The sequence below is a fragment of the Photorhabdus sp. RW14-46 genome, from assembly GCF_963887965.1.
Taxonomy (GTDB): domain Bacteria; phylum Pseudomonadota; class Gammaproteobacteria; order Enterobacterales; family Enterobacteriaceae; genus Photorhabdus; species Photorhabdus laumondii.
Window position 1 is genome coordinate 81,940 of record NZ_CAWPHH010000002.1, and the last position, 26,302, is coordinate 108,241.

Consider the following 26,302-nt stretch of genomic DNA (forward strand, 5'->3'; position numbering starts at 1 on the left):
AGTGCCGCAGTAATTGGCTTTATTCTGGGCGAATCCCCCAGAACGCTTTTTCTAATAATTCCCTGACTGCCATACAGTCAACCGGACGCGGATTATAATAAGGATCAGTTGTGGCAATCTTCGCTGCTTTATCCAGATCTTTTTCCTGCATCCCGATATCTTTCAGTGCCACGGGCGCACCAATTGCTTTTGCCAGATCATACAATCCAGCGGCTGCATCCTGCGCTTTTACCCCCAGCGCACGCCCTATGGCCTGCATTGCCTGCGGGGCATACGTCTGGTTGAACCCGGTTGCCTGAGGAATAATCACGGTATGGACTTGCGCATGCGGCAGATTGAAACTTCCTCCCAGCGTATGGCAGAGCTTGTGGTGAATAGCCATCCCTACAGAACCCAGTACGCTGCCGGACAGCCATGCTCCATACAATGCCTGCGCACGTGCATTGATATCTTCTGGGCGTATCACAACTTCAGGCAGGCTTAAGCGCAATGCCCTGATCCCTTCTTCCGCCATCATGGATGTGATCGGATTGTGATTCTGTGAATACAATCCTTCCACACAGTGGGCAATCGCATTCATGCCGCTGGGACCGGAGATAAAAGCTGGCAGGCTGAGGGTCAATTGAGGATCATAAATCACGGTCTTTGGCAATACATTCACATCGCGCCCGGTGGTTTTAATCCCGTCCCGGGTTATACCCCAGACCGGCGTCATTTCTGAGCCAGCATAAGTCGTAGGGATCGTCAGAATCGGTAGTGCGGTTTGCAGGGCTATCGCCTTCGCCAATCCGACTGTCGAGCCGCCACCAATTGCCACGCAACCGTCAACGCGCAACTCGTCCACAACGCGCATGACATCCGCTACTGTTTCTGCCGGGACGTGCATGACGGCTTTATCATAAATACCAGCAGCAATATCGCCTAATATCGACTGCACATCAGTTGCCAGATTAAGCTGCTGTGGCGTTGAGATCACCAGAGCCCGAGTGATCCCCAGCAATTGCGCCTCCGCTTTTGTTTCAGCGATTTTACCGGCACCGAAGATAACTCTGCCGGGCAAAGCTTGGTAAATAAAATTCATCATGATGCCACTTCTGTATGCGCACGCTCTGTACGCTCATTGAGATCCCGTAATACTTTCAGTTCCTGTTCTGTGGGCGGTTGCGTCGTGTTTAATACTGAGGCTATCCGCAACGGCCAACCAGTATTCTCCAGAACCTGTTCTGTCGTGACGCCGGGGTGAAGGTAAGTCATAACCAGCTCTTTGGTCACCGGATCAGGCTCCAGAATCCCCAAATCGGTAATGACAGCCCGAGGCCCTCCATTGGTCAGGTCAAGCTTTTCACGCGAATCTCCGCCTTGCAGGTAACCTGGTGAGGTGATGAAATCCATGTGTTCAACAAAAGAACGGCTGTTTTGCTTCAGAATGATCAATACTTCCTTGCAGTTAGTGCTGATTTCCGGTGCACCGCCCGCGCCGGGCAAACGGACTGTCGGCGAGTGATAATCGCCAATCACCGTGGTGTTGATATTGGCGTATTTATCAATCTGAGCGGCTCCGAGAAAACCAACATCGATGTGTTCACCCTGTAGCCAGTAACGAAACATCTCAGGCACCGAAACCACCACATCAGCCGTTTCTGCCAGTTCCCCATCACCGATGGACAGAGGCAGAACGTCAGGTTTCGTGCCGATGGTGCCGGATTCATAGATCAGGACAATATCGGGCGTGCGGGTCAGGCGAGCCAGATTGGCCGCTGCGCTGGGCATACCGATCCCCACAAAACACACCTGACCCTCTTTGAGCATCCGGGAAGCACAAACCGTCATCATTTCAGAAGATGTATAGGTATTGCTCACGCTACCTCTCCTTTTTGCTCTTTCTCCAAGCTCAGTTTGAAGGCAGCGAAATCTGCCGTCCCTAGTACGTGTTTCTCCATCCAGTCGCTGAACGTTTGGCGGTCACGAGCAATGCTGTCCCAGTTCTGGTAGAACGCATTGTTACGCTTATAGTAACCCTGCGCATATGAAGGAAACGCCCCGCCGGGGATCACGCAGATCGCGTCAATCACCCATCCGGGAAGTACTACCTGGTTCATCGCGGGCTTGAGGACGTCAACCACTTCTTCCACCGTCACGATGACTTTTTGGGCCGCCAGTACGGCCTCTTTCTGTACCCCAATGATGCCCCATAACAGAACATTGCCCTTTCTATCAGCCTGTTGGGCATGAATTATCGTGACATCAGGACGGATCGCGGGTACTGCTGCCAGCCTCTGCCCCGTAAACGGACAATTTATCTGTTTAATCGTCGTCGTGTATTTGGGAATATCAGAGCCGAGATAGCCACGCAGGACGGCAAACGGCAGATTTGCCGCTCCCGCATCATAGGCATTGGCCATATCTGCATGGGCATGCTCTTCGATCTCTAGCGTATGAGGCCAGCCCTTTTCCACCGCATCGCGCAAACGGTGCAGCGATCCCACTCCGGGGTTTCCGCCCCAGGAGAAAATTATCTTTCTGGCACACCCCATGCCAATAAGCTGGTCGTAAATCACATCCGGCGTCATGCGGATCAATGTCAGATCTTTTTTGCGTTGCCGGATAATCTCATGTCCCGCAGCAAAGGGGATCAGGTGAGTAAATCCTTCCAGCGCAAGGATATTACCGTCCTGTACCAGTTCGCAGACAGCCTGTTTCAGTGCTATTATTTTTGTCATAGCGTTCCCCCTGATGCGAATTTATCTCTGGTAAAAAGGCGGGATTTTTGCATCAACATTGACCCACACAGATTTCACCTGAGTATATTCACGCATCACTTCAAACCCCATCTCACGACCATAGCCTGAACGCCCCACGCCACCAAACGGACTGGCCGGGTTGACGCGCTTGTAGCAATTGATCCACACCATGCCAGCATGCATATCACGGGCAAACCTGTGAGCACGGCTGATGTCTTTGGTCCATAGCCCTGAACCCAGCCCATATTCGGTGCTGTTGGCAATCGCCAGCGCTTCTTCATCATTCTTGAAGGTAATAACCGTCACAAAGGGGCCGAACACCTCCTCCTGTGCAATGCGATCGGAATATTTCGCCCTGACGACGGTTGGTTCAATGTAACAGCCATTGGCAAGAGCGGGATCCGCTGGCGGCTTACCGCCCAGCAGGATCTCACACCCTTGTGAACGGGCAACGTCGCAGTAAGCCAACACGCGCTCCCTGTGTTGCAAAGAGGTCACCGGCCCCATTTCCGTCTCCGGTAACAAAGGATCGCCCAGACGGATGGAACCGGCCAGCGTTAGGAACTTCTCCAGAAAAGCATCAGCAATACTTTCATGTAGGATAATGCGCGATCCGGCAATACACGCCTGCCCCTGATTATGAAAGATGGCCCAAGCACTGCCGCCAACGGCTTTGGTCAGATCGGCATCTTCAAAAATGATATTGGCCCCTTTGCCGCCCAACTCCAACTGTACTTTCTTCAGGTTACCCGCTGAGGCGGCAACAATGCTCTGCCCGGTCGTTGTCGATCCGGTAAAAGCAATTTTGCCCACATCTTCATGCTCCGACAATCTCGCTCCGGCACTATTCCCATATCCCACCACCACGTTAATCACGCCAGGAGGAAAGCCCACTTCCATCATCAGTTCAGCAATACGCAGCGTACTCAGAGGCGTGATTTCCGAAGGCTTGATCACAATCGTGTTACCGGCAGCAAGAGCTGGTGCCATCTTCCAACTGGTAAACATCAAAGGGAAGTTCCAGGGGACGATTTGACCCACCACGCCAATGGGCTCACGTGTGGTATAGTTCAGAAAACCTTCTTCTACCGGAATTACGCTGCCTTCAAGTTTATCTGCCATTCCACCAAAATAGCGGAAACAGTATGCCGTGCGGGGAACATCTATATTCAGCGTATCGCGGATCGGATGTCCTGTATCCATAGTTTCCAGTTGAGCGAGTTCTGCTGCATGTTCTTCAATTTTATCAGCCAGTTTCAGCAACAAAGCCCCTCTTTCAGATGCCTGCAACCTACCCCAAGCGGGGTAGGCGGCTTTTGCAGCAGCCACTGCACAATCCACATCGGCCTCTTTTGCTTCAGCAACCCGGGTAATAAGTGAGCCATCATGAGGATTCATGACTTCAATAGTCTGACCGTCGGACGCATCTATCCAGTCACCGTTTATCAGCATTTTGTTCTGTATACGCATGGGTATATCCTCACCCTGATTAGAATGTCACCGGAACCATCGGAATGGTACCATCCTTGATCATGTCCATGATTTCAGGCGAACCATTTTCCCACACCAGTAACATGGAGCGCTTGGGCGACATTCCCTGATGGCGAATATCTCCTGGCATGGCAGCAATATCCCCGGCACGCATGGTGACTTTCGCCAGTGGGCTGCTGCTCTTGCCATCCTTGATATCCCAGGCAATTTCATCAGACAACTGGATGAACCATTCGGCACGGTCATTACCGTGGTCAATAGGAAGAATAAACTCTTCGGTAGTCGGGCAAAACAGACTCTGACGCACCACGGAAACCACTGACGGATTCCAGGTCATATCCGAACGGGAGAGATAACCAAACAGGTTGAACGCATGCAGTTCACCTTCAAAGCCTGGTTCAGCTTTCACGACGGGCTGCTCCTGATTTACATCCATGAAAGCCCGGTTAACCGGATGACCATTATCATCTGAACGCAGCGGCGCATCACCCGGAATGCCCACCATGCGTTTAGCCACTTCACGTTTACGCCCGATTAAACGATCTTCATTGCCATTTTTGCGTCCCCACGCCACTCCCGTTTCCTGCGGTGCAGCGAAGGGATCAAACCCGGTGTTGGTCCAGTCAGAAATCATGGCTTTGAAAATCGCCATTAGCTCGTCAGATTTGAAATTCTCTTTATAATCACGGCCAGCACGGGTCCATTCTTTATGGAATGACCCCATGTACAAATCGACGTTACCGTAATGATTAGTCGTGCCCAGTACATCATCAAACGCAACAGTGCCATAAAAAAATCCCCAGGCAATATCACGCATCAAAGCTTTGAGGTAGTCATCGATCGGTATCATATGTTCCCCTGTCGGGCAACTGATGTAGGCGAAGTACTCGCAGCGATCAAACGTAAAATGGCCAGCGGTAAAAGTTTGATAGCCCGTTTCGGTATTATCTATTGTACATTTTAAATTCGTATTCATTTTTTCAGCCCTCAGTTATGCTGGGAAAAACCATCAAATTCAATTAATTCAGGCAGATATCAGCCCATTTCTGGACTGAGACATCACCGAGAATTGACTGAATCATCAGAGTTGCAGGCTTATCAGCATGGAAGCGATAAGCCACTTTTTCAGGCAGGAGGGCCTGGTGCCCACGTTTGAGGTAGATACATCCCATTTTTTGCCCATCGGGAGTGCCATTCAGCTTAACAGCGCCATCTTTATCTTCATCAATGACCGATTCATCAGTCAGCTTGACAAAATGCACCTCAACATCATAATCCATAGCAACCACAAATTCGTCGTGCGCACAGGCAAACCAGGGCGATGTCCCTTCGGCACGAGCGATCTCGATGGTATAGTCTAAATTGATCGCAGCAACGATACGGTCGTAGGATGCACTGGTTGCCGCGATTTCATACATGTTGGAAAAAACGTAACGTTTGGGATCTTCAACCAGCGCTTGGATCCCACCTTTGTGATAATTATCGATTGATGCGAATGCTGTTTTATATTGCACTAACATGATGTTTTATCTCCTTAACGAAAGTATGGATTGAGACCTTGAAATGGATTTTATTTTTATATCATCAAGTCACTCCGTGTTCGCATAGAGAACAAAAAAATCACCATGCGAACACCAATTAGATATTGGAAACGTGTTAATAAAATGTCAATACCTGAAGAGTCAAAAGAGTTCGTTACGTCACTGGCACGTGGTCTTTCTGTGATCCAGGTCTTTAATCGAGCAGCAAATAAGCTGTCTTTAAGTGAGGTGGCCAAGCTTTCCGGGCTGAGCAGGGCAACTGCCCGACGCTTTTTATTTACACTCAGCGTGTTGGGGTATACAGAGAGTGACGGGAAACTTTTTTGGCTGTCGCCAAAAGTGCTGCAACTGGGGTATTCCTATTTAGCATCACAGCCAATCGTGAACATTGTTCAACCGTTTATTGAACAGGTCAGTAACGAAACCGGGGAATCCTGCTCGGTTTCAGTCTTAGATGGTTCTGAAATCGTCTATGTAGCCAGATATATGACACATCATATTATGTCAGTCAATCTGGGAATTGGTACACGCCTGCCTGCTGTTGCCACCTCTATGGGACGCGTTTTATTAGCCTATAAAACACCTGAGGAGCAGCAAGCCTTTCTGGCAAACTATATACTGGAACGCTACACTCCCCATACGTTGGTAGAACGTAATGCATTACTGGGGATTCTGACACAGGTGCAGGCCCAAGGATATGCGATAGTCAATCAGGAGCTTGAACTGGGCTTAAGATCCATCGCGGTTCCCATTATGAATCAACGTGATCAGGTTATTGCAGCCATTAATGTATCCACACAGCCAACACGCACATCCGAATCCGTATTGCTGGAAAAAATTCTGCCCAGCCTGCGTCAGGCCGCCAAATGTATCTATGACCGTCTGCCTGTGTGACCATACCTTCGCCAGAGATGCAGCACTGACATCAGTGCTGCTGAATATGCAAGATCCAGCGCAAGCAACGGATCGCCCAGTTCATCAATTTTTCGGCGAGGGTATTCAGGGACCTGTTTGTCTTTTTTCAATGCAGAGCGAGTCATCATGACGAGATCACCTTGTCAGGAACAACATTGTTTATATTTTACTTTCGCGATCAAGGGAAGTATTTAAAGGTTCTCTCAAAATGAAAAAGTTTCCGCAGAACAAGCAAAATGTAATTTGTTTTGAATTGTCTTAAAGAAACGTGTTGTTTCTTATTTCTAATGATGAAATGGTCGCTCGGGTTGCCTCAATGCCCAAACAGAGCAAGTCACGACTAATACTGTGCCACATCAATTCGTCATAATCAGCAACCACAGGAAGCAGTAACTAATGAGATAATCGTCAAAATTTTTGTAACTCCGGGAACCTTTGATCCAGATCCCCCCTGACCGCAGCGCCCATTTAAGTTCATTTAGACGAGGGTGACCATACTAATTTTGATGACTTTTTCTGGGACGAGTACGGATGGCGGAAGATCACAGGAGTCGAACCTGCCAGAGACCGCTGGCGGCCCCATCTGGATTTGAAGTCCAGCCGCCCCACCGGGGACGATGATCTTCCATATGAATACTAAGAATTATGAAAAGCAACTCATCATAGCGCATATTATCTGGCTTCTGAATCCGTTTGCTGAAATCATTCTCAATTTCCTAAAAAGCATTAAATTTTATTGTTCATAAGCTCAACATTCGCGTTGAGTTTGTCGAATTTTACCTACATCTTATTAGCCGATACCCATTACGATACAGCGTTGCTCCGCTCAGCAATGTATCCAACACATAAAAGGACGCTTTATATGACTAACCCGTTACTCGTTCCATCAGGTTTACCAAAATTTTCTTCTATTAAACCAGAACATGTTGTTCCGGCTGTAAAGGAAGTCATTGCCAATTATCGCCAAACCGTCGAAAAAATATTGGCCGAGAATACCGTTTTTACCTGGGATAATCTGTGTCAACCACTGGCCGAAGCAGGTGATAAACAGTCCCGTGCATGGTCACCTGTCAATCATCTGAATTCGGTTAAAAACAGCCCAGAATTACGCGCCGTCTATGAAGAAAGTTTGCCATTACTGTCCGAATTCAGTACCTGGTTAGGTCAGCACAAGGGATTATATCAAGCGTATAAGTCATTACGTGAAAGTGCTGAGTTTGAGAAGCTCTCTGTGCCTCAACGCAAAGTTGTCGAAAATGCACTGCGTGATTTTAAACTATCCGGTATTGGTCTGCCCGAAGAGAAGCAGAAACGTTATGGCGAGATTAGCGCACGTTTGTCAGATTTAAGTTCGCAATTCAACAATAATGTGCTCGATGCCACTATGGGCTGGACCAAATTAATTACTAATGTGAAAGATCTGTCTGGTCTGCCTGAAAGCGCGATTGCCGCCGCTAAAGCTCAAGCAGAAGCTAAAGGTCAAAAAGGCTGGCTACTGACTTTAGAAGCACCAAGCTACCAGCCAGTTATCACTTATGCAGATAACCGTGAACTGCGTCGGGAAATTTACCACGCCTACAATACCCGCGCATCCGATCAAGGCCCAAATGCAGGTAAATGGGATAACAGCGAAGTAATCGCCGAAATCCTTGCGCTGCGTCACGAACAGGCTCAATTGCTTGGTTTCAAAAATTATGCTGAACAATCCCTTGCAACCAAGATGGCAAAAACCCCTAAGGAAGTGTTGGATTTTCTGAATGATTTGACAAAACGCGCGCATCCACAGGGCGAAGAAGAAGTAGATGAGTTAAAAGGTTTTGCTAAATGGCATCATTGTGCCCACAAGCTAGAAGCTTGGGATATGACTTACTATGGCGAAAAACAAAAACAGTACGAGTTCTCTATCAATGATGAGCAGTTACGTCCTTATTTCCCTGAACAAAAGGCTGTTGAAGGATTATTCGAAGTTGTTCGCCGTATCTATGGTATTACTGCCAAAGAACGCCATGATGTAGAAACCTGGCATACGGATGTCCGTTTCTTTGATCTGTACGATGACACCAATGAGCTGCGCGGTAGCTTCTATATGGATCTGTACGCACGCGAGAATAAACGTGGTGGCGCTTGGATGGATGAGTGTATCAGCAAAATGCGTCGTTCCAACGGCGAACTGCAAAAACCTGTCGCTTATCTGAATTGCAATTTCAACAAACCTGTTGGTAATAAACCCGCGCTATTCACCCACAATGAAGTCAATACGCTGTTCCACGAGTTTGGTCACTGTCTACACCTGATGCTGACTCAGATTGAAACTGCCGGTGTCTCCGGTACCAATGGTGTACCGTGGGATGCGGTCGAAATGCCAAGCCAATTCATGGAAAACTGGTGCTGGGAGCCAGAAGCACTGGCATTCATCTCTGGTCACTACGAGACTAAAGAACCTCTACCACAAGCCCTGCTGGATAATCTGTTAGCAGCCAAAAACTATCAAGCTGCTATGCGGATCTTACGTCAACTTGAGTTTGGTCAGTTCGATTTCCGTCTGCATGTTAACTACGATCCAAAGAAAGGCGCTCAAACCATGAAGACCTTAAAGGAAGTGAAGAAATTGGTCTCGGTAGTGCCTTCACCTGAATGGGGCCGTTTCCCACACTCATTCACCCACATCTTCTCTGGCGGTTATGCTGCTGGCTACTACAGTTATCTGTGGGCTGATGTGTTGGCAGCCGATGCTTACTCTCGCTTCGAGGAAGAAGGCATTTTTAACCGCGAAACCGGACAATCTTTCCTTGATAACATTTTGTCCCGTGGTGGTTCCGAAGAGCCAATGGAGCTGTTCAAACGCTTCCGTGGCCGTGAACCAAAACTGGATGCAATGCTGCGCAAGGCCGGTATTAAAGGGTAATTTAAGGTGGGAATCTGTTTAATCTGTGAACAAGGCGCTGATAACAGCGCCTTATCTCAACTCGCGGAGCGCTGGGGGTTGGTGCATGACGAAAACGCTATTATGGCGTTGGTCCTTACTCCTCAGCACCTTGAACTTCGCAAACGGGATGAACCAAAGCTAGGTGGCATCTATGTCGATTTTGTATCAGGTACAATGGCACATCGCCGCCGCTTTGGCGGCGGACGCGGCGAAGCAGTCGCTAAGGCCATAGGGATCAAAAAAGATTATCTGCCAACAATCGTGGATGCTACCGCAGGTCTAGGGCGAGATGCCTTTGTACTGGCATCATTAGGTTGTCATGTAAGAATGCTGGAACGCCATCCGGTGGTCGCAGCATTGCTGGATGATGGGCTGCAACGCGGTTATCAGGATGAAGAAATTGGTGGCTGGTTGCAACAACGCATGACACTGCTCCATGCCTCCAGCATTACAGCGCTGGCCGATATTACGCCACAGCCCGATGTCGTTTATCTTGATCCTATGTATCCACATAAGCAGAAAAGTGCACTGGTGAAAAAAGAGATGCGAGTGTTCCAATCTCTGGTTGGCGCTGATGAAGATGCTGATAGTTTGCTATCCCCTGCACGCGTTTTGGCAAAACGCCGCGTCGTGGTAAAGCGGCCTGATTATGCAGAACCCTTAGCTGGAGTCGCTGCATCAGCAGCTATCACCACGAAAAACCACCGTTTTGACATTTACCCTTGTTAAAAAAATCAGCCGTATATTGCGGCTGATATCTTTTAACCTACAGAATACCTTGAGCAAGCATAGCGTCGGCAACTTTCACAAATCCAGCGATATTCGCCCCCTGAACATAATTGATCTGTTTGCCCTCGCCACCATACTCAACACAAGCGTGGTGAATATCTAGCATGATGTGATGCAAACGTGCATCCACTTTTTCAGCCTTCCAGCCTAAACGGGCCGCATTTTGTGCCATTTCCAGACCAGATGTTGCCACGCCACCCGCATTGGCTGCTTTACCTGGTGCAAATAGCACACCTGCTTCAATAAAGGCTTCCGTCGCTGAAATAGTTGCTGGCATATTCGCCCCTTCAGCAACAGCTTTAACACCATTCTTGATAAGGACCTTAGCCGCATCCAAATCCAGCTCATTCTGGGTGGCACATGGCAAAGCGATATCAACCGGTACAGACCACGGTTGTAACCCTTTCAAGAAAGTCAGACCCCGCTCTCTGGCATATTCTTCCACTCGGCCATAGCGTTGGTTTTTTATCTCTTCAAGATGAGTCAGTTTCTCTGGTGTGAACCCATCCTCATCAACTAAGGTACCGCCGGAATCCGAAGCGGTGACCACTTTCGCTCCCAATGCCATGCATTTTTCAATCGTATATTGCGCGACATTACCAGCACCGGAAACCGATACGCGCATACCTTCAAACCCCATGCCATGACGTTTCAACATGGCATTGACGAAATAGACCAGACCATAACCGGTTGCTTCCGGGCGAATCAAACTACCGCCAAAAGAGAGACCTTTGCCGGTAAATACACAAGCCGTGTTGTTAGAAAGCTTTTTCATCATCCCTGACATGAAAGCCACTTCACGGCCACCCACACCAATATCACCTGCGGGAACATCAGTATCTGGCCCCAAATGACGGTACAATTCTGTCATTAATGCCTGACAAAAACGCATAACCTCGCCCTGACTTTTTCCTTTAGGATCAAAATCTGAACCGCCTTTACCACCACCCATTGGTAAAGTTGTCAGTGCATTTTTCAAGGTTTGTTCAAAGCCCAAGAATTTCAGAATAGAGAGGTTCACCGATGGATGAAAACGCATACCACCTTTATATGGCCCAATAGCTGAGTTGAACTGCACTCGCCATGCACGGTTTACCTGAACTTTACCTTGATCATCTACCCAACAAACCCGGAACTGGATAACCCTTTCTGGCTCCACCATACGCTCCAGTAAGCTGTATTCACGGTATTTCGGGTTTTGTTCAAGAAACGGCCAAAGAGAGGTGAATACTTCCCGAACAGCCTGGAGATATTCTGGTTGATATTCATCCCTGCGTTGAATCGATCCAAGAAATGAAGACAAAGATAGTAAACAGCTCATTTAGTTATTCCTTATTTCTACTTCGGTTGTAATAGCACCCCAGCCATTTTCTAATAATTATTTTTGTCGAAAATGTGAGGTAAGTTGTGTTTGCCCTTTGAATATATCACTGTTCTATATTCATCTTTCAAGAAGTTTTTTTGCAGAAAGGTAAAAAAAATTTCTTGATTGCACCGGGCATAAACTAAACAACACTCCATTTCACCCAAAAAAACGCCTGCATAAGCAGGCGATTTTATCGAATAACTTTTCAATCTGTTGTCATTCATCATCACGCAGAGGAACAATCAGCATATCAACATGCACCGTGTTAATTAACTGACGAGCAGAAGACATCAATTTGCTCCAGAAATCCTGATGATGACCGCAAACAACCATATCTATGCCATATTTCTTAATTGCATCAACGAGTACTTGCCCCAGATCACCGCTACCACTCAGGGTTTCCTGAATGTCATAGGCTGAATCTGCCGAGAGAGCTTTCAGCGCACTGCGGGTCTCCTCAGAAATACGTTGCTGCATATCACCGAGATTAACATCAATCAAACCGGTGTAGAGATCGGAATAGTTAACATCAACATGGATCAGGGAAACTTTGGCATTGTCCGGTTTAGCCATAGAAACAGCTTTTCTCACCAAAACCTGACTTTCCGGGGATAAATCAACCGCAACAAGAATATGTTTGTAAGCCATAAGCGAACTCCTTCCATAATGCCGAGTTAGTGAGTTGGCAGGGCAAATTGCCACTATCCTGTGTTTATACCCGTCATCTTTCAAGTTGCCTCTTTGTTGGCTGCACTCACTCACCCCGGTCTCATAGTTATCTATGCTCCCGAGGATTCGCTCCCTTGCCGTCGCGAAGCATCTTGAAATCCATAGGGTATATTACTACTGAGAATGTTCTTCAAAATTGTTTCGATCACAGCCCATCATATTTAACGACTGAGCAAAGAACATCCACCAAACAAACAACATATACCACAATTGCTCTTCCTGCTACTTGATGGATAACAAAATCCTACTCTGAATTTATAGCCTTCCTTGAAGCTCAATAGATTTACGCGAACAACTAACCGGTCTCTCTGGGATTGCATGGTTGGATAGAACTGACTAGATGAGTGTTTATGACGTTTTTCCACCAGTTTTGTCCCAACTGATACAAAACAGGTTTTTTGTACTATCTGACTATCTTTCCTACAATAAATATAAAGGTGTCACCACCTGCAATTTTGATTTTTTCTTTTCTGTGACAGCTCTAGCTAACCATTCTAAGGAGGGGATTATGTTCAGTACAATCGCACTGTTTTGGGCACTGTGTCTTGTCTGCATTATCAATATGATGCGCTACTTCTCTTCACTACGAGCATTGCTGTCCATTCTTCGTCAATCTGATCCCTTGCTTTATCAATCAGTAGACGGTAACGGCTTTTTCACTACACATGGGCAACTTAATAAGCAAATACGGCTAGTAAACTATATCAATTCACAACGTTACCTTGATCATCATGATCCAGAAGTTGTTCTTCGTTGTGAAAGGTTGAGAAAACAATTTATTTTGACCAGCTCACTGAGTGGATTAGTTGTTATTTGCCTGATTTCTATGTTGATTTGGTATTAAATAGAAAGGCGGTATAGTTAACCCATACCGCCTTCAAATTATTCATCAAAACAATTAAATTAGTTTCAAAGCGAACCAGTAAAGCGTACCAGACAACCCGATTGAAACCGGCAGCGTCAGTATCCAAGCCAACATGATATTCTGGATAGTTTTACCCTGAACACCACCGCCATCAACCAACATCGTCCCCGCTACCGCAGAGGAAAGAACCTGTGTAGTTGAAACTGGCATCCCGGTATAACTCGCCACACCGATTGAAACAGCAGCAGTCATCTGAGCTGAAACACCCTGTGCGTAGGTCATACCTTTTTTACCAATCTTCTCACCAATAGTGACTGCAACACGTTTCCAACCAACCAGTGTCCCCAAAGACAGAGCCAGTGCTACCGCAATGATGATCCAGACTGGTGCATACTCAACGGTGTGTAATAAGTCTTTCCGCAATTTATTCAGGAAACGGGCGTCTTCAGCACGGGTTTCCGGCAGTTTAGCCAGAGACTCAGCCGTATCAGCAATACACATCAACATGCGGCGCATATTGTTACGCTGTTCAGCATTCAGCTCACTGTAGCTCTGAATGCCTTTTAATAGGCTTTCTGTCTGGTCAAGAACAACGACAGCACGCGTAATATCACAATGGAATCGCCCTTCCGGTTCATCTTCCGCAACAACGACCGATGGCGTCAGTTCAATTGCATGGGATAACGCTGCGCCATGCTGCTGATAATATTGCTGCAAGTGAGTAATGGCATCGTAGGTACGGGCAATGTCATAACCATTAGCATTCATGTTTACGACAAATCCCGCTGGAGCTACACCAATTAGCACCAGCATAATCAGACCGATACCTTTCTGACCATCATTCGCCCCATGAGAGAAGCTTACACCTACCGCAGATAAAATCAGCGCAGTCCGTGTCCAGAAAGGAGGTTTACGCTTACCATCCTTCTTTTCACGTTCAGCGGGAGTCAGATGAATACGTTTACGTTTCTTGGTGCTACTCCAGTAACGGCGCAGTAGAAACACGATTGCCCCCGCAATGATCAATCCGATTAAAGGAGAGAGGATCAACGACAGGAAAATCTGTATCATCTTCGGCACATTCAACGCATCAACCACCGAAGAACCGGTTACGATCGCATTGGTCAAACCGATACCAATGATAGAACCAATCAGGGTATGAGAACTGGATGCAGGTAAACCGAAATACCAGGTCCCAAGGTTCCAGACAATCGCAGCCAGCAACATGGAAAACACCATAGCAAGGCCATGAGCAGAACTGACATTGAGAAGAAGATCGGTTGGAAGTAAATGTACAATCGCGTAAGCGACACTTAATCCACCAAGAAGAACACCAAAGAAGTTAAATACCCCAGCCATAACAACGGCGAACTGTGCTCGCATAGCACGGGTATAAATAACTGTTGCTACCGCATTCGCGGTATCATGAAAGCCATTAATGGCTTCATAAAATAGCACAAACAGTAGTGCCAGTACTAACATTAGGCTGGTGTGAAAATCCAGGCCAGTAAAAAGATGTAGCATAAACGTTAAGCCAGTTAGTTGGACATGAACGCGGCGCATTATCAGTGACAAATGCTAGCGGGGGAAGTGAAATATGAACTTTTTTTGATTCCATGACAACTAGATAACAATAAGAAATAGGAATACTCCTTATATATCATTAAATTACATATCTTTTAAAAAATTGACAATTCTAAGTTATAAAGGACTTTTTCCCTACAAACTTATCAAAAATACAACATATTAGGGGATATTCCCCACTAAATTATTTAGTCATAAAGAGAAAAACAGTGGAAAAATTTGATGCGGTGATTATTGGTGCTGGTGCAGCAGGTTTGTTCTGTGCAGCTCAGGCTGGACAGCTCGGTTTACGGATACTTGTTCTGGATAACGGTAAAAAAGCCGGGCGTAAGATTTTAATGTCCGGTGGTGGACGTTGCAACTTCACTAATATGTACACAGAACCATCAGCTTATCTTTCTACTAACCCCCATTTTTGCAAATCTGCTCTAGCCCGTTATACACAATGGGATTTTATCGAACTGGTTCAGCGTCATGGCATTGCTCACCATGAAAAAACACTGGGGCAGCTTTTCTGTGATGATTCCTCCCAACAGATAGTTGACATGTTACTGAAAGAGTGTGAAGCCGGTCAGGTCACTATTCGCCTGCGCAGCGAAGTTAGCCAGGTAGAAAAAAATGAGCAAGGTTTTGTTATCATCGTTAACGGAAAAGAAGTAAGTACACGCTCACTTGTCATTGCTTCCGGTGGGTTATCTATGCCTGGTCTTGGAGCAACGCCTTTTGGTTATCGGATTGCAGAACAGTTCGGCATGAAAGTCTTGCCAACCCGCGCCGCCCTTGTACCTTTTACTCTGCATAAACCACTACTGGAGCAACTTCATATGCTCTCTGGTGTGTCCGTTCCCGCCATTGTCACTGCCGAAAATGGCGTTCTGTTCAAAGAAAATATCCTGTTTACTCACCGAGGACTCTCTGGTCCAGCAATCTTACAAATTTCCAGTTACTGGCAATCAGGAGAGTTTGTAAGTATTAACTTACTTCCAGATAGTGATCTGGAAGCCCTTCTGGAGAAAGAGCGGAGTTCTCATCCAAACCAAAGCGTAAAAAATACTTTGGCAAAATTATTACCAAAGCGGCTGACAGAGTGCCTGCAAACGCTCGGCCAAATCCCAGATATTGCTCTTAAACAACTAACCCCAAATCAGCAAAAACAGTTGGCTGTAAACCTCCAATCATGGCGGGTACAACCCAACGGTACAGAGGGCTATCGCACCGCCGAAGTGACGATGGGCGGTATTGATACTCATCAGCTTTCATCTAAAACGATGGAAGCTAATCAGGTAAAAGGACTCTACTTTATTGGTGAGGTAGTGGACGTCACCGGCTGGCTTGGTGGCTATAACTTCCAGTGGGCATGGAGTTCCGCCTGGGCATGTGCGCAGGCGTTGTGACTGTTGTGGAGAGACAATAAATGAAATGGTAACGCTGGATGCCAATGCTAAACAAAATTACCGAGAGCAACGCTGTATCAACGATGCAGTTCGGTTAAAAGTGCCTGATGAAGTTATCAAACAACAATGCCGAAAATACATGCGAAAGGGTAAGCCTGTACACCGACCTGAACGTCTGCACAATGATGATTACAGCATCGTTGCACAATATCAGTTGGAGTACAGAGGTTTTGTTCAGTACTACCGGATTTGATGCACATCGCCTTTGGTGTGTTCATCGGGTGATGAAGGCATCCTTGAAGGGAACACTGGCCAATAAGCACAGAACAAGGATATCTGTTGTAGCCAGACGCCTGACAACGGTGTTACCAGTTAGTCATCGGACGATCAAGGCGTTACAGGTAGTTCGAAAGTCTCATGTCCGGTTTGGATAGGGGACATTCGGAAAAGTGCCATAGCAAATGGTAACTCGCTGGCACTCTACTCTACTTCACGTCCAGTTGCATGAAAGCCTGTGGGTGAGATCTCTCCTCGGGCTACTCAAACATATACGGGGCGCACGTTGCACTTATTGCGTTAATCCGGCTCTAACTACCGGAATTATGACCTGAGTGGTTTAGCTCTGTCAGTTGACGCAATATTCTAAAAATGACAGATATGGAGCATATTTTTAATTGAAGATTCTAATATCTTTCTAGGACAAGCAAAATTCAATCTCGCAAATCCATGTCCTTCCGCACCAAATTTTTCACCATTATCTAACCAAACTTTTCCTTGTTGAATTAATGTATTATTCAAACTATCTAAATTGATATTTGTTTGCCGAAAGTCTATCCAAGATAAAAATAATGCATCGGATTCAGTCACTCGAATACCCTCAACACCATTCAGCATAGTATGTAATAAATTATAATTTCCCTTTAAATATAGTAAAAGCGCTTCTAACCACTCCTGCCCTGTTTTATAGGCTGCTTCACACGCAGCTAATCCTATCATGTTGGGACGGGACATATCATATCGCAGAAACTCTTCTTTTACTCTTTCACGTAGCTTATTATTTTTAATAATAATATTAGATGTTTGCAGCCCTGCTAGATTAAAGGTTTTGCTTGGTGAGGTACACGTAATACATATCTCAGAAAAATAAGGGTGCAGAGCTGCTAAAGGTGTGTATTGCGAACGGTTATTGAAAATTAAATCTTGGTGAATATCATCTGATATGATGATTATTTCATGTTTTAAACAGATATTACCAATGATATTGAGCTCATCAATAGACCAAATTTTACCAATTGGATTATGGGGATTACAGAGGATAAGCATTTTTGTTTTTGCTGTAATGCTTCTTTCTAGCTCATCAAAATCAAGTAAATATCGACCAGTAATATTATGAAGAGGAACTGTTATTGCGGAGCGTTGATTGGCGAGTATAGAGCGCGAAAATGCCCCATAAACAGGTGTCATTATAATGATAGAATCATCGGGCTCCGAAAGTGCATTAATTATAATATCAATCGCAGTAGCAACACCTGGGCTCTGAACAATCCAATCAGGTTCAATTGTCCAGTCATGCCTGTTTTTTTGCCAGTCTGTAATCGCATTTAATGTTGATAAGCTACAATTAGTGTAACCCAAGATGCCATAATCAATGATGTTCAAAAGCGCTTTTCTGACAGAAGGAGGACACTGAAAATCCATATCTGCTACCCATAATGGTGTTGGCTTGTTATCGGTATACAGTGGGTCTTGAGGGTATGTCCATTTAGTGGATGAAAAAACAGAACGATCGAATACAACATCAAAATTGCAATTCATACATCCACCATTAATTATTTTTTTTGATTAAAAAAATATAATAAATCAATAGAGTTATCAAGCTAATTAGGGATAATAATGAAAACAGTAGAGTAGCATTAAATAAATCAAGCATGATCCCTCCGTAAATAGGTGCTAAAGCTGATCCGATACTTGACATATTGGAAGCACCAAAAAAAGCTCCTCTTAAATGGTGAGGAGTGAGCCTATCAACTTCGACATTAAACGTAGGTATGGCAACTATTTCCCCAAAACTCAGAATGACAGTTGCGACACAGAGATAATAAACTGTATTAATAGGTGAGAACGCAAAAATGATTTGAGCTATGGCAATTAACACGATACCAATTAATATTTTTATTCTTGGTGTAAAATTTCTTAATAAAATTAAAGTTGGGATTTGCAAAGTGATAATTGTCAATGAGTTGACAATAACTAATAAAGCAATAAAATTGGTAACATTGTTGATATTTGATCTAGATAAATATTGAACAAGCGTAGAATCAAAGTTAGCATAAACAAACATAACAAGAACATTACATAATAAAAGTATCAAGAATGTTCGGTGAGAAATAATTATGTTCAATGTTTTTGTAAAGCTAATGTCATTGCTGACTTTTTTTATTTTCTCTTCCTTTTTTGAAGATAATAAAAAGACACGCAACATAATACCATAAACAAAATAAACAATAGCTGTAATTAGAAAAGTTTCTCTCTGTGCCGATAGGCCAGAAGCTAATCCAATATAAGGACCAATTGCAGCGCCAACATTGACCAAATAATATCGATAGTATTGTACTGACTCTCTCTCTTTAGGAGAGTCAATATAATCGCCAATTAAGGCTTTGCTACACGCTTCTAACAGAGCACGCCCAATACTAATTCCGGATATAGCGATTAAATATAAGATAGGTGAAGATGAGAAGGACATCATGATGAACGAAATAATGCTTATCATCACCCCGATAAGCATTATTGTTCTGCGGCAAAAAATATCAGATAAATATCCGGTATAAATGCCTGTCACTGAGCCTAAGATACTTGACAGCGCCAATAATCCTCCAATCCCTGTCGCTGACATGTTAAACTGCCGATACAGGATCATCGCTAAAAAAGGCCAAACCATAAAATAGGCAGCTCTTGTTAATAGTGTCCCCAGTAACATGATAAAAATTGGGGGAGGTAAATGTTTTAATAAAGATAATTTGAATAGAGATGCCATTGGTTCACCAAGATACGTATTGAGTTACTCTGACTCTATTTCGATAATAACACTCTCTTTAAGGTGGTGACTACCAAATTCAGCTTGCTCCGCTGTTACGCCACACGCAATAGCATACCCTAATCGTTGAGAGCTATTTTTAAGTGATTCAATATGTTCTCCAACGTTAACATCAAAATGGATAAAGTCATTCTTTGTGTAATTTATCTTTTTAACAATGCCAGAAGGTGCTGTGATATAAGAAATAGCGGCATATTTACTGAACTTCTTACTCAAGTCAGGTGAAATATTTAACGAAACTTGGATAACTGCTTTCCACATATCAATACCAGTAGCCATTTCCACTAATTCAGGAATATGATCTCCTCCTAACCGAGCTCCTACTTCAATGACTTTGACACCATCACTTGTTACCTTAACCTCGGTATGTCCTCCCCCATTATAAATACCTAACGCGAACAAGGCTTGAGTTACCACTTTTTCTATTTCGATTTTTTGTTGTAATGGTATATTAGCAGGCAATGTATGCCCTAATTCAACAAAATAACCATTACTTGATACGTATTTTTTAGTAATTGTGACAATGTTCACAACACCATTAAAGGAAATAGATTCAATACTGTATTCTTGTCCTTCTAGATATTCTTCTATCAAAAATAAAGAAGATTTTTTTACTCCAAATGGAGGAGTTATTTCACAGACTTCACGGAAATTCCTTTCCAATTCGATGACATTATCATTACGTAAAACACCTCGACTTCCGGCCATGTTAATAGGTTTTATAATGTTTGGATACCCAATTTTGGCTGCTTCTATTTTTGCGCTGTCAATATTCGAAATTAGAGCGTATTTAGGGATAGGAACATTTTTTTGCCTAAAAGACTCTCTCATTAGGTGTTTGTTTCTCGCTCTCAATGCATTTTCATATGTTATTCCTTTAAGACCTAATGTTTCTGCTACCTTAGCCACAAGGGGAACATAGAACTCCATAAATGTAATAACACCCTGTATTTTTTTCTTAGCATTGATATACTCAACCATATTTATAACAAGTTCATCGTCATTAGTATCTGCTTCGAAGAATTCATCAATATAGAGTAAATCATTATCAGATACTTTATTATAGTACTTCCTTGATCCAATGAATATAATATAAGCGCCCAGCTCTTTTGCTTTTTTTAACCCAATCGAACCGGATGGGTTTTTTTCTATTACCAATAATCTATTAGACATTTTTAATCTCTATCGATCTACTAGAGAGGTTATTCATTAGCTCACGAGAAAAACACCCATTCTTTAACACACCGTTTAATCTTTTATTAACAAGATCGTTAATTTCATCAAGATAAAAATTGACTTTATATGTTATCGTTTCATTGTGAACATTAGTCACTCTAGTTAAGTTTCCTACTTTAGGTTCAAAAATATTCACACATCCTACAATATCGCCAATCTCTTCATAAAAATAATCTGTATGTTTTTCTCTACTTTTTTTATTTTTTAACGGAATAATGGCAAAAAGCTGTTTGCCCGCCTGGCAATGACCAACAGCTGGCGGTAATCCTAAAACATCTATCCCGAAAGAACCAAAGTCCTCACTCACACCTAATTGAAAATTTAATAATTTGTTTTCATGAAAATATTTTATATTCTTATAAAAATCAGCACACATTTGATGAGTTATCTCTAGGTGAGGATGTTTTTCTCCATGATCAAAGAATTTATTAAATCGCAGAGTATCGATTCCTATTTTATTGAAATAATCTAGATAGCGTTCAAGCATTTCTTTCGATACGTTGTGTGACCCTACAGTGATACCAATTCCTATTCTAAATCCAGTAAAAATATCTCTATTTTTTTCGTTGTAATCCTTTATGATTTTTAAAACACGCTCAAGGTCTGTGCCATAAAAAACCCCTTTTATTGGGTATTCATGTCTATCAGAAATTATTCCTTTTTCGTTAATTAATCCGTGAAAAGTAAGTGTGATTGTCCCGTATCCATAATCTCTTGCCGTATCTAAAAGAAACTCTGATTTTTCACCTAATAATGGCCGACCACTTGTCCAAGCTTCTCCACTCTCCATTGCAACGCCAGATGATGTATCACCTTCAAAATAAGTTCTAGCTCTCGCAACACCATAATGTCGCATCAGCTCACCATCATAAGCAAAGCTATCCGTGTATCTTGGATAGACCTTATAACCTTCTGATTTTAAAAAACGAGTAATATTTATTCCTTCATTATCTTTAAACTTTAACTTTTTAACGTGTTCATAGTTAACAAACCAACAATGCTTACAAGCTTGTCCACATGTTTTGCTACCAATATAAGTATCAACATCAAGATAAATATGAATGTCTTGGGGCTTTATATCAGTAAAAGGTGTACTTAATGGTTTATCACCATGAAAATCATAGACAATCGGTTTATTTATCATTTTTATTTTCCTTGCCTGAAATGTTTGAAATTAAACCTTAACATTGATATGGTTATTTTCAAGTGTTTTTTGATAGCCAAGAAAAAAGACTTTTGTCACTTAACGGAGAAGTACGACAGAACAAATGATAGTATAAAAACTGGAGAGGCACAAATTCAATAAAAACCAGATGCGATAATTCAGATTACAGTAATAAAATGAAAAAACCACTTCACTGATAGCAAATTTTCACTAGAAGATATAATCTTAATAAAATATAATAAAAAACAAAATTATTTACTTTAAATACTTTATTTAGCTTTAGGAATTTATAATGGATAGCAGAGGTTTATATTTTCAAAATAGTTAGATTGGAATTTTACTCATGCTTCGGTTCTGTCACATTAATCCATGCCCAGATAGTATGTCTTTTCATTTTAAGTTGACCAACTAAGTTCAGCTCTTGTCGATTGCAGGTCGCTGCACGACAAATTACATCAAATTTAGCCATAATTCACCAATGATAAAGAAGAAAGAGTTTATCGAAATATCTTCCTATGGGAATCAAGACATTGAGTTTAACATGCTAATTACTTAGATAGAACATTACTAACATTATAGATATTAAAACTATATTTGTATTGAATGCCATACAAGTGCATTAATTATAGAAATTTATATTTAAAATAGCAATTATGTTGATAAATGTAATTAATAGAAAAATTAATTTCCGAAATAACATCCAGACATCAACCAAATTAACACTTTAAATAAGAAAGAATTTTTATTCCATATAATGATCGGAAAGAAACACACTGCGAGTCTAATTTGAACAATCAGACTCGCAGCGTTGTTTCCAGTACATAGATACAGCGACGGTGGTGCCGTTTGTGGTTTATAACCCGATTCTTTGCCTATGATAATCCCCGGAACATAGAAACGAAGCTCCACTGACAATTGGACGTCAGTTTCGGTGAAGACCGCCAGCGTCTGAGCAGCGGTCATGCCGCTGAAAACCAAACGCCAAAAGGTAAAGTAGAATAATAATTATACGATAAAGGTTGATAGCAGGCTTGTGAGATGTCCAAAATTCATACGCCACTACACTGTGACGAATGTTGAACATCCGACAGGTAAATTTGATGGGAAGTCATTATCTAATAATCAACTTGTAAAAAATGTAGATGAAAAGTTTGAAATCAAATCATTACCGGATATGCATGGAAAAGAACATATCACTGCGGTAAAAGGTGATGCCAAGATACCAGTTGATCCAGTTGATAAAGTAGAGCTTTATATGCGAGGTAAGGCAGAGGGTGATCTTGATGCACTCAAAAAAGAATACAATGCATTGAAAGAGTTAAGAATTAAAAACTAGAAGGAATTTGCTAAAAATCCAGAAAATAAGGCGAATTTATCTATTTTGGAGAAGAAAATTCACAATATTGAGCGTTCTCAAGAAATGAATAGGGTGCTAAATAATGCAGGTCTTCCTGATACTAAAGCTAATAACCATATGATAATAGATAAACTGCTGGATTCAGCAAAAAGCGTTAGACCTGAAAACAGAAAAACGTCTGTCGTTGTTTCAGGAAATAATGGTGAGGTTAGAGTTTATGCAACTTGGACAATTTTGCCTGATAGTTCGAAGAGATTAGCGACTGTTCAAACAGGAACTTTCAAATGACAGCAAGAATAAAACTTATTGAATTGATTGCAGGATTAAATAGTTATCTTGAACATGGCTATGTGAATGCAAATTCATACGAAGATCCTTCTGACGATGCGACAGATTATTTAGGCGAGTTGTTATTGAAAGATTCTGAATGTTGTTTAGATTTTTGTATAAAAATCATAAACGTAAATCTTTTGCATAGTGAGTCAGTCAAATCTACTGCTTTGGATTTTTTGATGTTATCGGAGTCCAATTGGCAAGATGCTTTTGACTACTTGCTCAATAAAACTGAAGCATTGTCTATTCCCGAATTAGAAAAGGCATTGTTCTACTTCTATTGTGCAAAAAATGAACCTAAACCATATCTTGTACCTGAGGGACTTTTTGATAAATTGGTAGAGAGATATCAGGTATTAAAAACCGAACCTGATGCAAATTTTTATCATCTACATGAAACTTATAATGATTTTGTTAAAGCATATTTATTGGAACTTTGACTGATACAAGATCCCAGCCAAGTGAACTGCACCCCGAAAGTTGGACACCCAACAAGTAGGGGGAAGTTCTCCACGAAGAAGTACAGGAAGTATTCGCTCACATTTAAGTGGGTACCGCTTCATCAGACCTGGTAGAACACAGCAAACAGACCAGTAAAAGCTCACTCTCCAAATCCTCAGCCGAAACCCACGATGAGGTGCATGAACGCCGGGCACAGAGCTCAACGCTCAACGCTCAACGCTCAACGGCGACAGCATAACCGTACAAACCGGGCATAACCTAAACATCATCGGCGGTAACGTGGCGGACACTCAGGAGGTTAATCTGGCCGCAGGCAATCAGCTCACTATCACCACCTCTGATGAAGCCCGTTATGAAACACACTTCAAACAAGAGAAAAAATCCGGTCTGATGGGCACCGGTGGCGTGGGCTTTACGATGGGCAGTTCAAAACTCAAACAGTCCAGCGACAGCAATGCCACCCCGCAAAAAGGCAGTACCGTGGCAGCAGTGACGGCCATGTCACACTGCGCGCCGGGGAACAGGCTGCCCTGCATGGCAGCGATATTATCGCCGGCAAAGATATTAATATTGAAGTTAAAAAAGTCACTATCACGGCCACGAAAAACAGCCATACCGAACTGAGCAAAACCGAGCAAAAACAGTCAGGTCTGACGCTGGCGTTGCCCGGTACAGTAGGCAGCGCTATTAACACGGCCGTGTAAACAGCCAATGAAGCCAAAGATACCCAAGACAGCCGATTGCAAACACTGAAAACACACTAAATAACCTGCTGCGAAGCTAAAATAAAGTTTGTCTTCCATCAACTCTTGTTGACTGCTCTCTCACGAAAGGAAAAGGATTCCCACTTCACAGATATATCACTCGTTATACATCTGGCAGAACACCCTGAATTTAGGAAACTGCCAGATGAGCTGGTGTTTAATCGCAGAATCATCCTATACGAAAAGCAGATGGATCTAGTTGAAATTCTTTGTCAATTTCCAACTTTTTCAATATAGCGGGAAGAACCTGGTGAATCGTACGCATGCCAACCAGAAGTTCGTTCATATAAATGTCTGGATGGATACGTGAAGAATTAAACCCCAAACTTTCTGCTTCGGCTTCAAGACCGAGATTGTCACCAGAATCATAAATTAACGCGAGCAGTTCTGCCCTGAGAGGAACACCAGCCCGAAACGCTTTATCCTTAACAATATTGAGCCATTTTTCATAATCCTTCATAACATTATATTTGAATTCTTTGTACCTAGGAGCCAGTTTTGTATCAACCTCAATTTTACAAGCAGCCAGAGCAACCAAGCAGGGTTCAATGTTTCCTGCCTCTGTATCAAATAAATCTAACTCTTCATCATAGATGAAGTCAGAAATGTAAGCAGCGTAGAAGCCATAAACATTATTAAGTGCATTGAAGATCTTGTAGATGATATTAGCGTAATTATCCTTTTCTATCGCCCCCCAAAATTCTTCATCCTCATCAACATCCAGCTCTTCAGGGAATGACTTCGGCGGCTTTATCCCCACGTCTGTAAGTACTCTGGAAACTTTTGAACATAAGAGATCCATCTCGTCCAACAAGGGGTAAGTAATATATCCAGTCTCTGCATTATCGTGAGCCATGTCAGCAAGACGGTATATGAGTTTTTGCCATTTAATGGCTTCTTCATAAGAGCCCGTCCAGAGAATAAATTGAGGGTCCAGTTCTCCTATCATTGCAATATCCCGGAGTTTCTTTTCCATATCCAGAGACATATGCTCACCTTTTTTCCATTTAGTGATCTGGGTAGGAGACACACCAAGTTGGCTGGCTAATTCTTTTTGGGTACAGGATAAAGTACGCAGGGCTAGTTCTACCAAAGCTTCACTTATCATGGTGATGTTCCTTTCGTTTTACTAAATATATCTAATAATGTAGTAAAAACAGTCTTGCTTCTTTTTTAGTATATTTCAATAGTTTTTTACTAAAAAATTGCAATTTATTAATCTTTCAGTATTTATCTGCATGGCGGCTGGTTTCAAATGAAGTCTGGGCTGAATTAAGACGTCCTTTAGGACGTGGTAGATATCAATGCCCCCAAAGCGCATTCATTGGTACTGCAAAATGTGTTCGGTATGTGGCTAATTGGCAGGCAATTGTTACCTGTGTAAAGTAAGATGCCACCCTGCCAATCTCTGTCAGCCAGTGAAGCTTATGCTCTCGTCTAAATGCTGGTTTGTACAGCGTCTATTTGATGGCTTCCATATCGTCCAAATGCTGGTTTTGATAGCGTCTATTTGTTGGTTTCCTTTCCGTCTATTTGTCGATTTCTGA

Annotated in this window: 26 protein-coding genes and 1 tRNA gene; 10 read left to right on the top strand and 17 right to left on the bottom strand. The window is 43.1% G+C overall.

Features of this window, described 5'->3' with window-relative positions; genetic code table 11:
* Positions 1-19: 19 nt before the first annotated feature.
* Genes AACQ38_RS02155 through AACQ38_RS02180 form a run of 6 tightly spaced genes read right to left on the bottom strand, consistent with a single transcriptional unit; the run spans position 20 to position 5,752 of the window.
* Positions 20-1,084, bottom strand: a complete 1,065-nt coding sequence (locus tag AACQ38_RS02155) for a maleylacetate reductase (RefSeq protein ID WP_011144550.1) — start codon at positions 1,082-1,084, stop codon at positions 20-22.
* Positions 1,081-1,860, bottom strand: coding sequence for a CoA-transferase subunit beta (locus AACQ38_RS02160; RefSeq protein WP_109791247.1), 780 nt, complete (start codon positions 1,858-1,860; stop codon positions 1,081-1,083). The genes AACQ38_RS02155 and AACQ38_RS02160 overlap by 4 nt, the downstream gene beginning before the upstream one ends.
* Positions 1,857-2,720: a CoA transferase subunit A gene (locus tag AACQ38_RS02165; RefSeq protein WP_011144548.1), complete on the bottom strand. Its 864-nt coding sequence runs from the start codon at positions 2,718-2,720 to the stop codon at positions 1,857-1,859. The genes AACQ38_RS02160 and AACQ38_RS02165 overlap by 4 nt, the downstream gene beginning before the upstream one ends.
* Positions 2,721-2,741: 21 nt before the next feature.
* Complete coding sequence (locus tag AACQ38_RS02170; protein WP_202926158.1) at positions 2,742-4,211, bottom strand: aldehyde dehydrogenase family protein; 1,470 nt, start codon at positions 4,209-4,211, stop codon at positions 2,742-2,744.
* Positions 4,212-4,230: 19 nt separating this feature from the next.
* The gene (locus AACQ38_RS02175) at positions 4,231-5,208 is read right to left on the bottom strand and encodes a hypothetical protein (RefSeq protein WP_011144546.1); all 978 of its coding nucleotides are present in this window, start codon (positions 5,206-5,208) and stop codon (positions 4,231-4,233) included.
* Between the two features lie 43 nt (positions 5,209-5,251).
* Complete coding sequence (locus AACQ38_RS02180; RefSeq protein WP_165577305.1) at positions 5,252-5,752, bottom strand: hydroxyquinol 1,2-dioxygenase; 501 nt, start codon at positions 5,750-5,752, stop codon at positions 5,252-5,254.
* 144 nt (positions 5,753-5,896) lie between these two features.
* Between AACQ38_RS02180 and AACQ38_RS02185 the strand changes: the two genes are divergently transcribed.
* Positions 5,897-6,667, top strand: a complete 771-nt coding sequence (locus AACQ38_RS02185; RefSeq protein ID WP_011144544.1) for an IclR family transcriptional regulator — start codon at positions 5,897-5,899, stop codon at positions 6,665-6,667.
* Here AACQ38_RS02185 and AACQ38_RS02190 read toward each other — a convergent pair.
* The gene (locus AACQ38_RS02190) at positions 6,646-6,816 is read right to left on the bottom strand and encodes a hypothetical protein (protein WP_157852154.1); all 171 of its coding nucleotides are present in this window, start codon (positions 6,814-6,816) and stop codon (positions 6,646-6,648) included. The genes AACQ38_RS02185 and AACQ38_RS02190 overlap by 22 nt on opposite strands.
* A 404-nt stretch (positions 6,817-7,220) precedes the next feature.
* Positions 7,221-7,315 (bottom strand) — tRNA-Sec (locus AACQ38_RS02195).
* A gap of 235 nt (positions 7,316-7,550) precedes the next feature.
* Between AACQ38_RS02195 and prlC the strand changes: the two genes are divergently transcribed.
* Both prlC and rsmJ read left to right on the top strand, forming a co-directional pair.
* On the top strand, positions 7,551-9,593 hold the full coding sequence (gene prlC / locus AACQ38_RS02200) for an oligopeptidase A (protein ID WP_165577306.1): 2,043 nt from the start codon (positions 7,551-7,553) through the stop codon (positions 9,591-9,593).
* 6 nt (positions 9,594-9,599) lie between these two features.
* Positions 9,600-10,343 (top strand): 16S rRNA (guanine(1516)-N(2))-methyltransferase RsmJ, encoded by a 744-nt coding sequence (rsmJ, locus tag AACQ38_RS02205; protein WP_011144529.1) that lies wholly within the window; start codon positions 9,600-9,602, stop codon positions 10,341-10,343.
* Between the two features lie 37 nt (positions 10,344-10,380).
* Here rsmJ and gdhA read toward each other — a convergent pair whose 3' ends face one another.
* Together gdhA and uspA are read right to left on the bottom strand one after the other, a co-directional pair.
* On the bottom strand, positions 10,381-11,724 hold the full coding sequence (gene gdhA / locus AACQ38_RS02210; protein WP_109791244.1) for an NADP-specific glutamate dehydrogenase: 1,344 nt from the start codon (positions 11,722-11,724) through the stop codon (positions 10,381-10,383).
* Between the two features lie 261 nt (positions 11,725-11,985).
* The gene (uspA, locus tag AACQ38_RS02215) at positions 11,986-12,417 is read right to left on the bottom strand and encodes a universal stress protein UspA (RefSeq protein WP_011144527.1); all 432 of its coding nucleotides are present in this window, start codon (positions 12,415-12,417) and stop codon (positions 11,986-11,988) included.
* A gap of 589 nt (positions 12,418-13,006) precedes the next feature.
* On the opposite strand from uspA, the gene uspB reads away from it, so the two are divergent.
* A complete protein-coding gene (uspB, locus tag AACQ38_RS02220; protein ID WP_011144526.1) occupies positions 13,007-13,342 on the top strand; it encodes a universal stress protein UspB in 336 nt (111 codons plus the stop codon).
* A gap of 54 nt (positions 13,343-13,396) precedes the next feature.
* Here uspB and pitA read toward each other — a convergent pair whose 3' ends face one another.
* Positions 13,397-14,887 carry an inorganic phosphate transporter PitA gene (gene pitA / locus AACQ38_RS02225; RefSeq protein WP_011144525.1) on the bottom strand — a complete coding sequence of 497 codons (1,491 nt, stop codon included), beginning with the start codon at positions 14,885-14,887 and terminating at the stop codon, positions 13,397-13,399.
* A gap of 269 nt (positions 14,888-15,156) precedes the next feature.
* On the opposite strand from pitA, the gene AACQ38_RS02230 reads away from it, so the two are divergent.
* On the top strand, positions 15,157-16,341 hold the full coding sequence (locus AACQ38_RS02230; RefSeq protein WP_165577307.1) for an aminoacetone oxidase family FAD-binding enzyme: 1,185 nt from the start codon (positions 15,157-15,159) through the stop codon (positions 16,339-16,341).
* 25 nt (positions 16,342-16,366) lie between these two features.
* Positions 16,367-16,594, top strand: coding sequence for a hypothetical protein (locus AACQ38_RS02235; protein WP_207631764.1), 228 nt, complete (start codon positions 16,367-16,369; stop codon positions 16,592-16,594).
* A 389-nt stretch (positions 16,595-16,983) separates the two neighbouring features.
* Here the strand turns inward: AACQ38_RS02235 and AACQ38_RS02240 are convergent, their stop codons facing one another.
* The 4 genes from AACQ38_RS02240 to AACQ38_RS02255 are packed head-to-tail and all read right to left on the bottom strand — an operon-like array spanning position 16,984 to position 21,818.
* Positions 16,984-18,156 (bottom strand): MalY/PatB family protein, encoded by a 1,173-nt coding sequence (locus AACQ38_RS02240; RefSeq protein WP_165577309.1) that lies wholly within the window; start codon positions 18,154-18,156, stop codon positions 16,984-16,986.
* A gap of 10 nt (positions 18,157-18,166) precedes the next feature.
* Positions 18,167-19,378 carry an MFS transporter gene (locus tag AACQ38_RS02245; protein ID WP_113025974.1) on the bottom strand — a complete coding sequence of 404 codons (1,212 nt, stop codon included), beginning with the start codon at positions 19,376-19,378 and terminating at the stop codon, positions 18,167-18,169.
* Positions 19,379-19,402: 24 nt separating this feature from the next.
* Positions 19,403-20,611, bottom strand: coding sequence for an ATP-grasp domain-containing protein (locus AACQ38_RS02250; RefSeq protein WP_165577310.1), 1,209 nt, complete (start codon positions 20,609-20,611; stop codon positions 19,403-19,405).
* Entirely contained in the window at positions 20,604-21,818 is a 1,215-nt protein-coding gene (locus AACQ38_RS02255; RefSeq protein ID WP_165577311.1) for a radical SAM protein, read from the bottom strand. The genes AACQ38_RS02250 and AACQ38_RS02255 overlap by 8 nt, the downstream gene beginning before the upstream one ends.
* A gap of 1,087 nt (positions 21,819-22,905) precedes the next feature.
* Here AACQ38_RS02255 and AACQ38_RS02260 point away from each other — a divergent pair.
* The 4 genes from AACQ38_RS02260 (at position 22,906) to AACQ38_RS02275 (ending at position 24,615) form a co-directional block, all read left to right on the top strand.
* On the top strand, positions 22,906-23,175 hold the full coding sequence (locus tag AACQ38_RS02260; protein WP_165577312.1) for a hypothetical protein: 270 nt from the start codon (positions 22,906-22,908) through the stop codon (positions 23,173-23,175).
* Positions 23,176-23,220: 45 nt separating this feature from the next.
* Entirely contained in the window at positions 23,221-23,484 is a 264-nt protein-coding gene (locus tag AACQ38_RS02265; protein ID WP_165577313.1) for a hypothetical protein, read from the top strand.
* A complete protein-coding gene (locus AACQ38_RS02270) occupies positions 23,481-23,969 on the top strand; it encodes a hypothetical protein (RefSeq protein WP_165577314.1) in 489 nt (162 codons plus the stop codon). The genes AACQ38_RS02265 and AACQ38_RS02270 overlap by 4 nt, the downstream gene beginning before the upstream one ends.
* 256 nt (positions 23,970-24,225) lie before the next feature.
* A complete protein-coding gene (locus AACQ38_RS02275; RefSeq protein WP_165577406.1) occupies positions 24,226-24,615 on the top strand; it encodes a hemagglutinin repeat-containing protein in 390 nt (129 codons plus the stop codon).
* A 20-nt stretch (positions 24,616-24,635) separates the two neighbouring features.
* Here AACQ38_RS02275 and AACQ38_RS02280 read toward each other — a convergent pair whose 3' ends face one another.
* Together AACQ38_RS02280 and AACQ38_RS02285 are read right to left on the bottom strand one after the other, a co-directional pair.
* The gene (locus tag AACQ38_RS02280) at positions 24,636-24,794 is read right to left on the bottom strand and encodes a hypothetical protein (protein ID WP_165577316.1); all 159 of its coding nucleotides are present in this window, start codon (positions 24,792-24,794) and stop codon (positions 24,636-24,638) included.
* Between the two features lie 130 nt (positions 24,795-24,924).
* Positions 24,925-25,863 (bottom strand): helix-turn-helix transcriptional regulator, encoded by a 939-nt coding sequence (locus AACQ38_RS02285; RefSeq protein ID WP_165577317.1) that lies wholly within the window; start codon positions 25,861-25,863, stop codon positions 24,925-24,927.
* Positions 25,864-26,302: the final 439 nt, after the last annotated feature.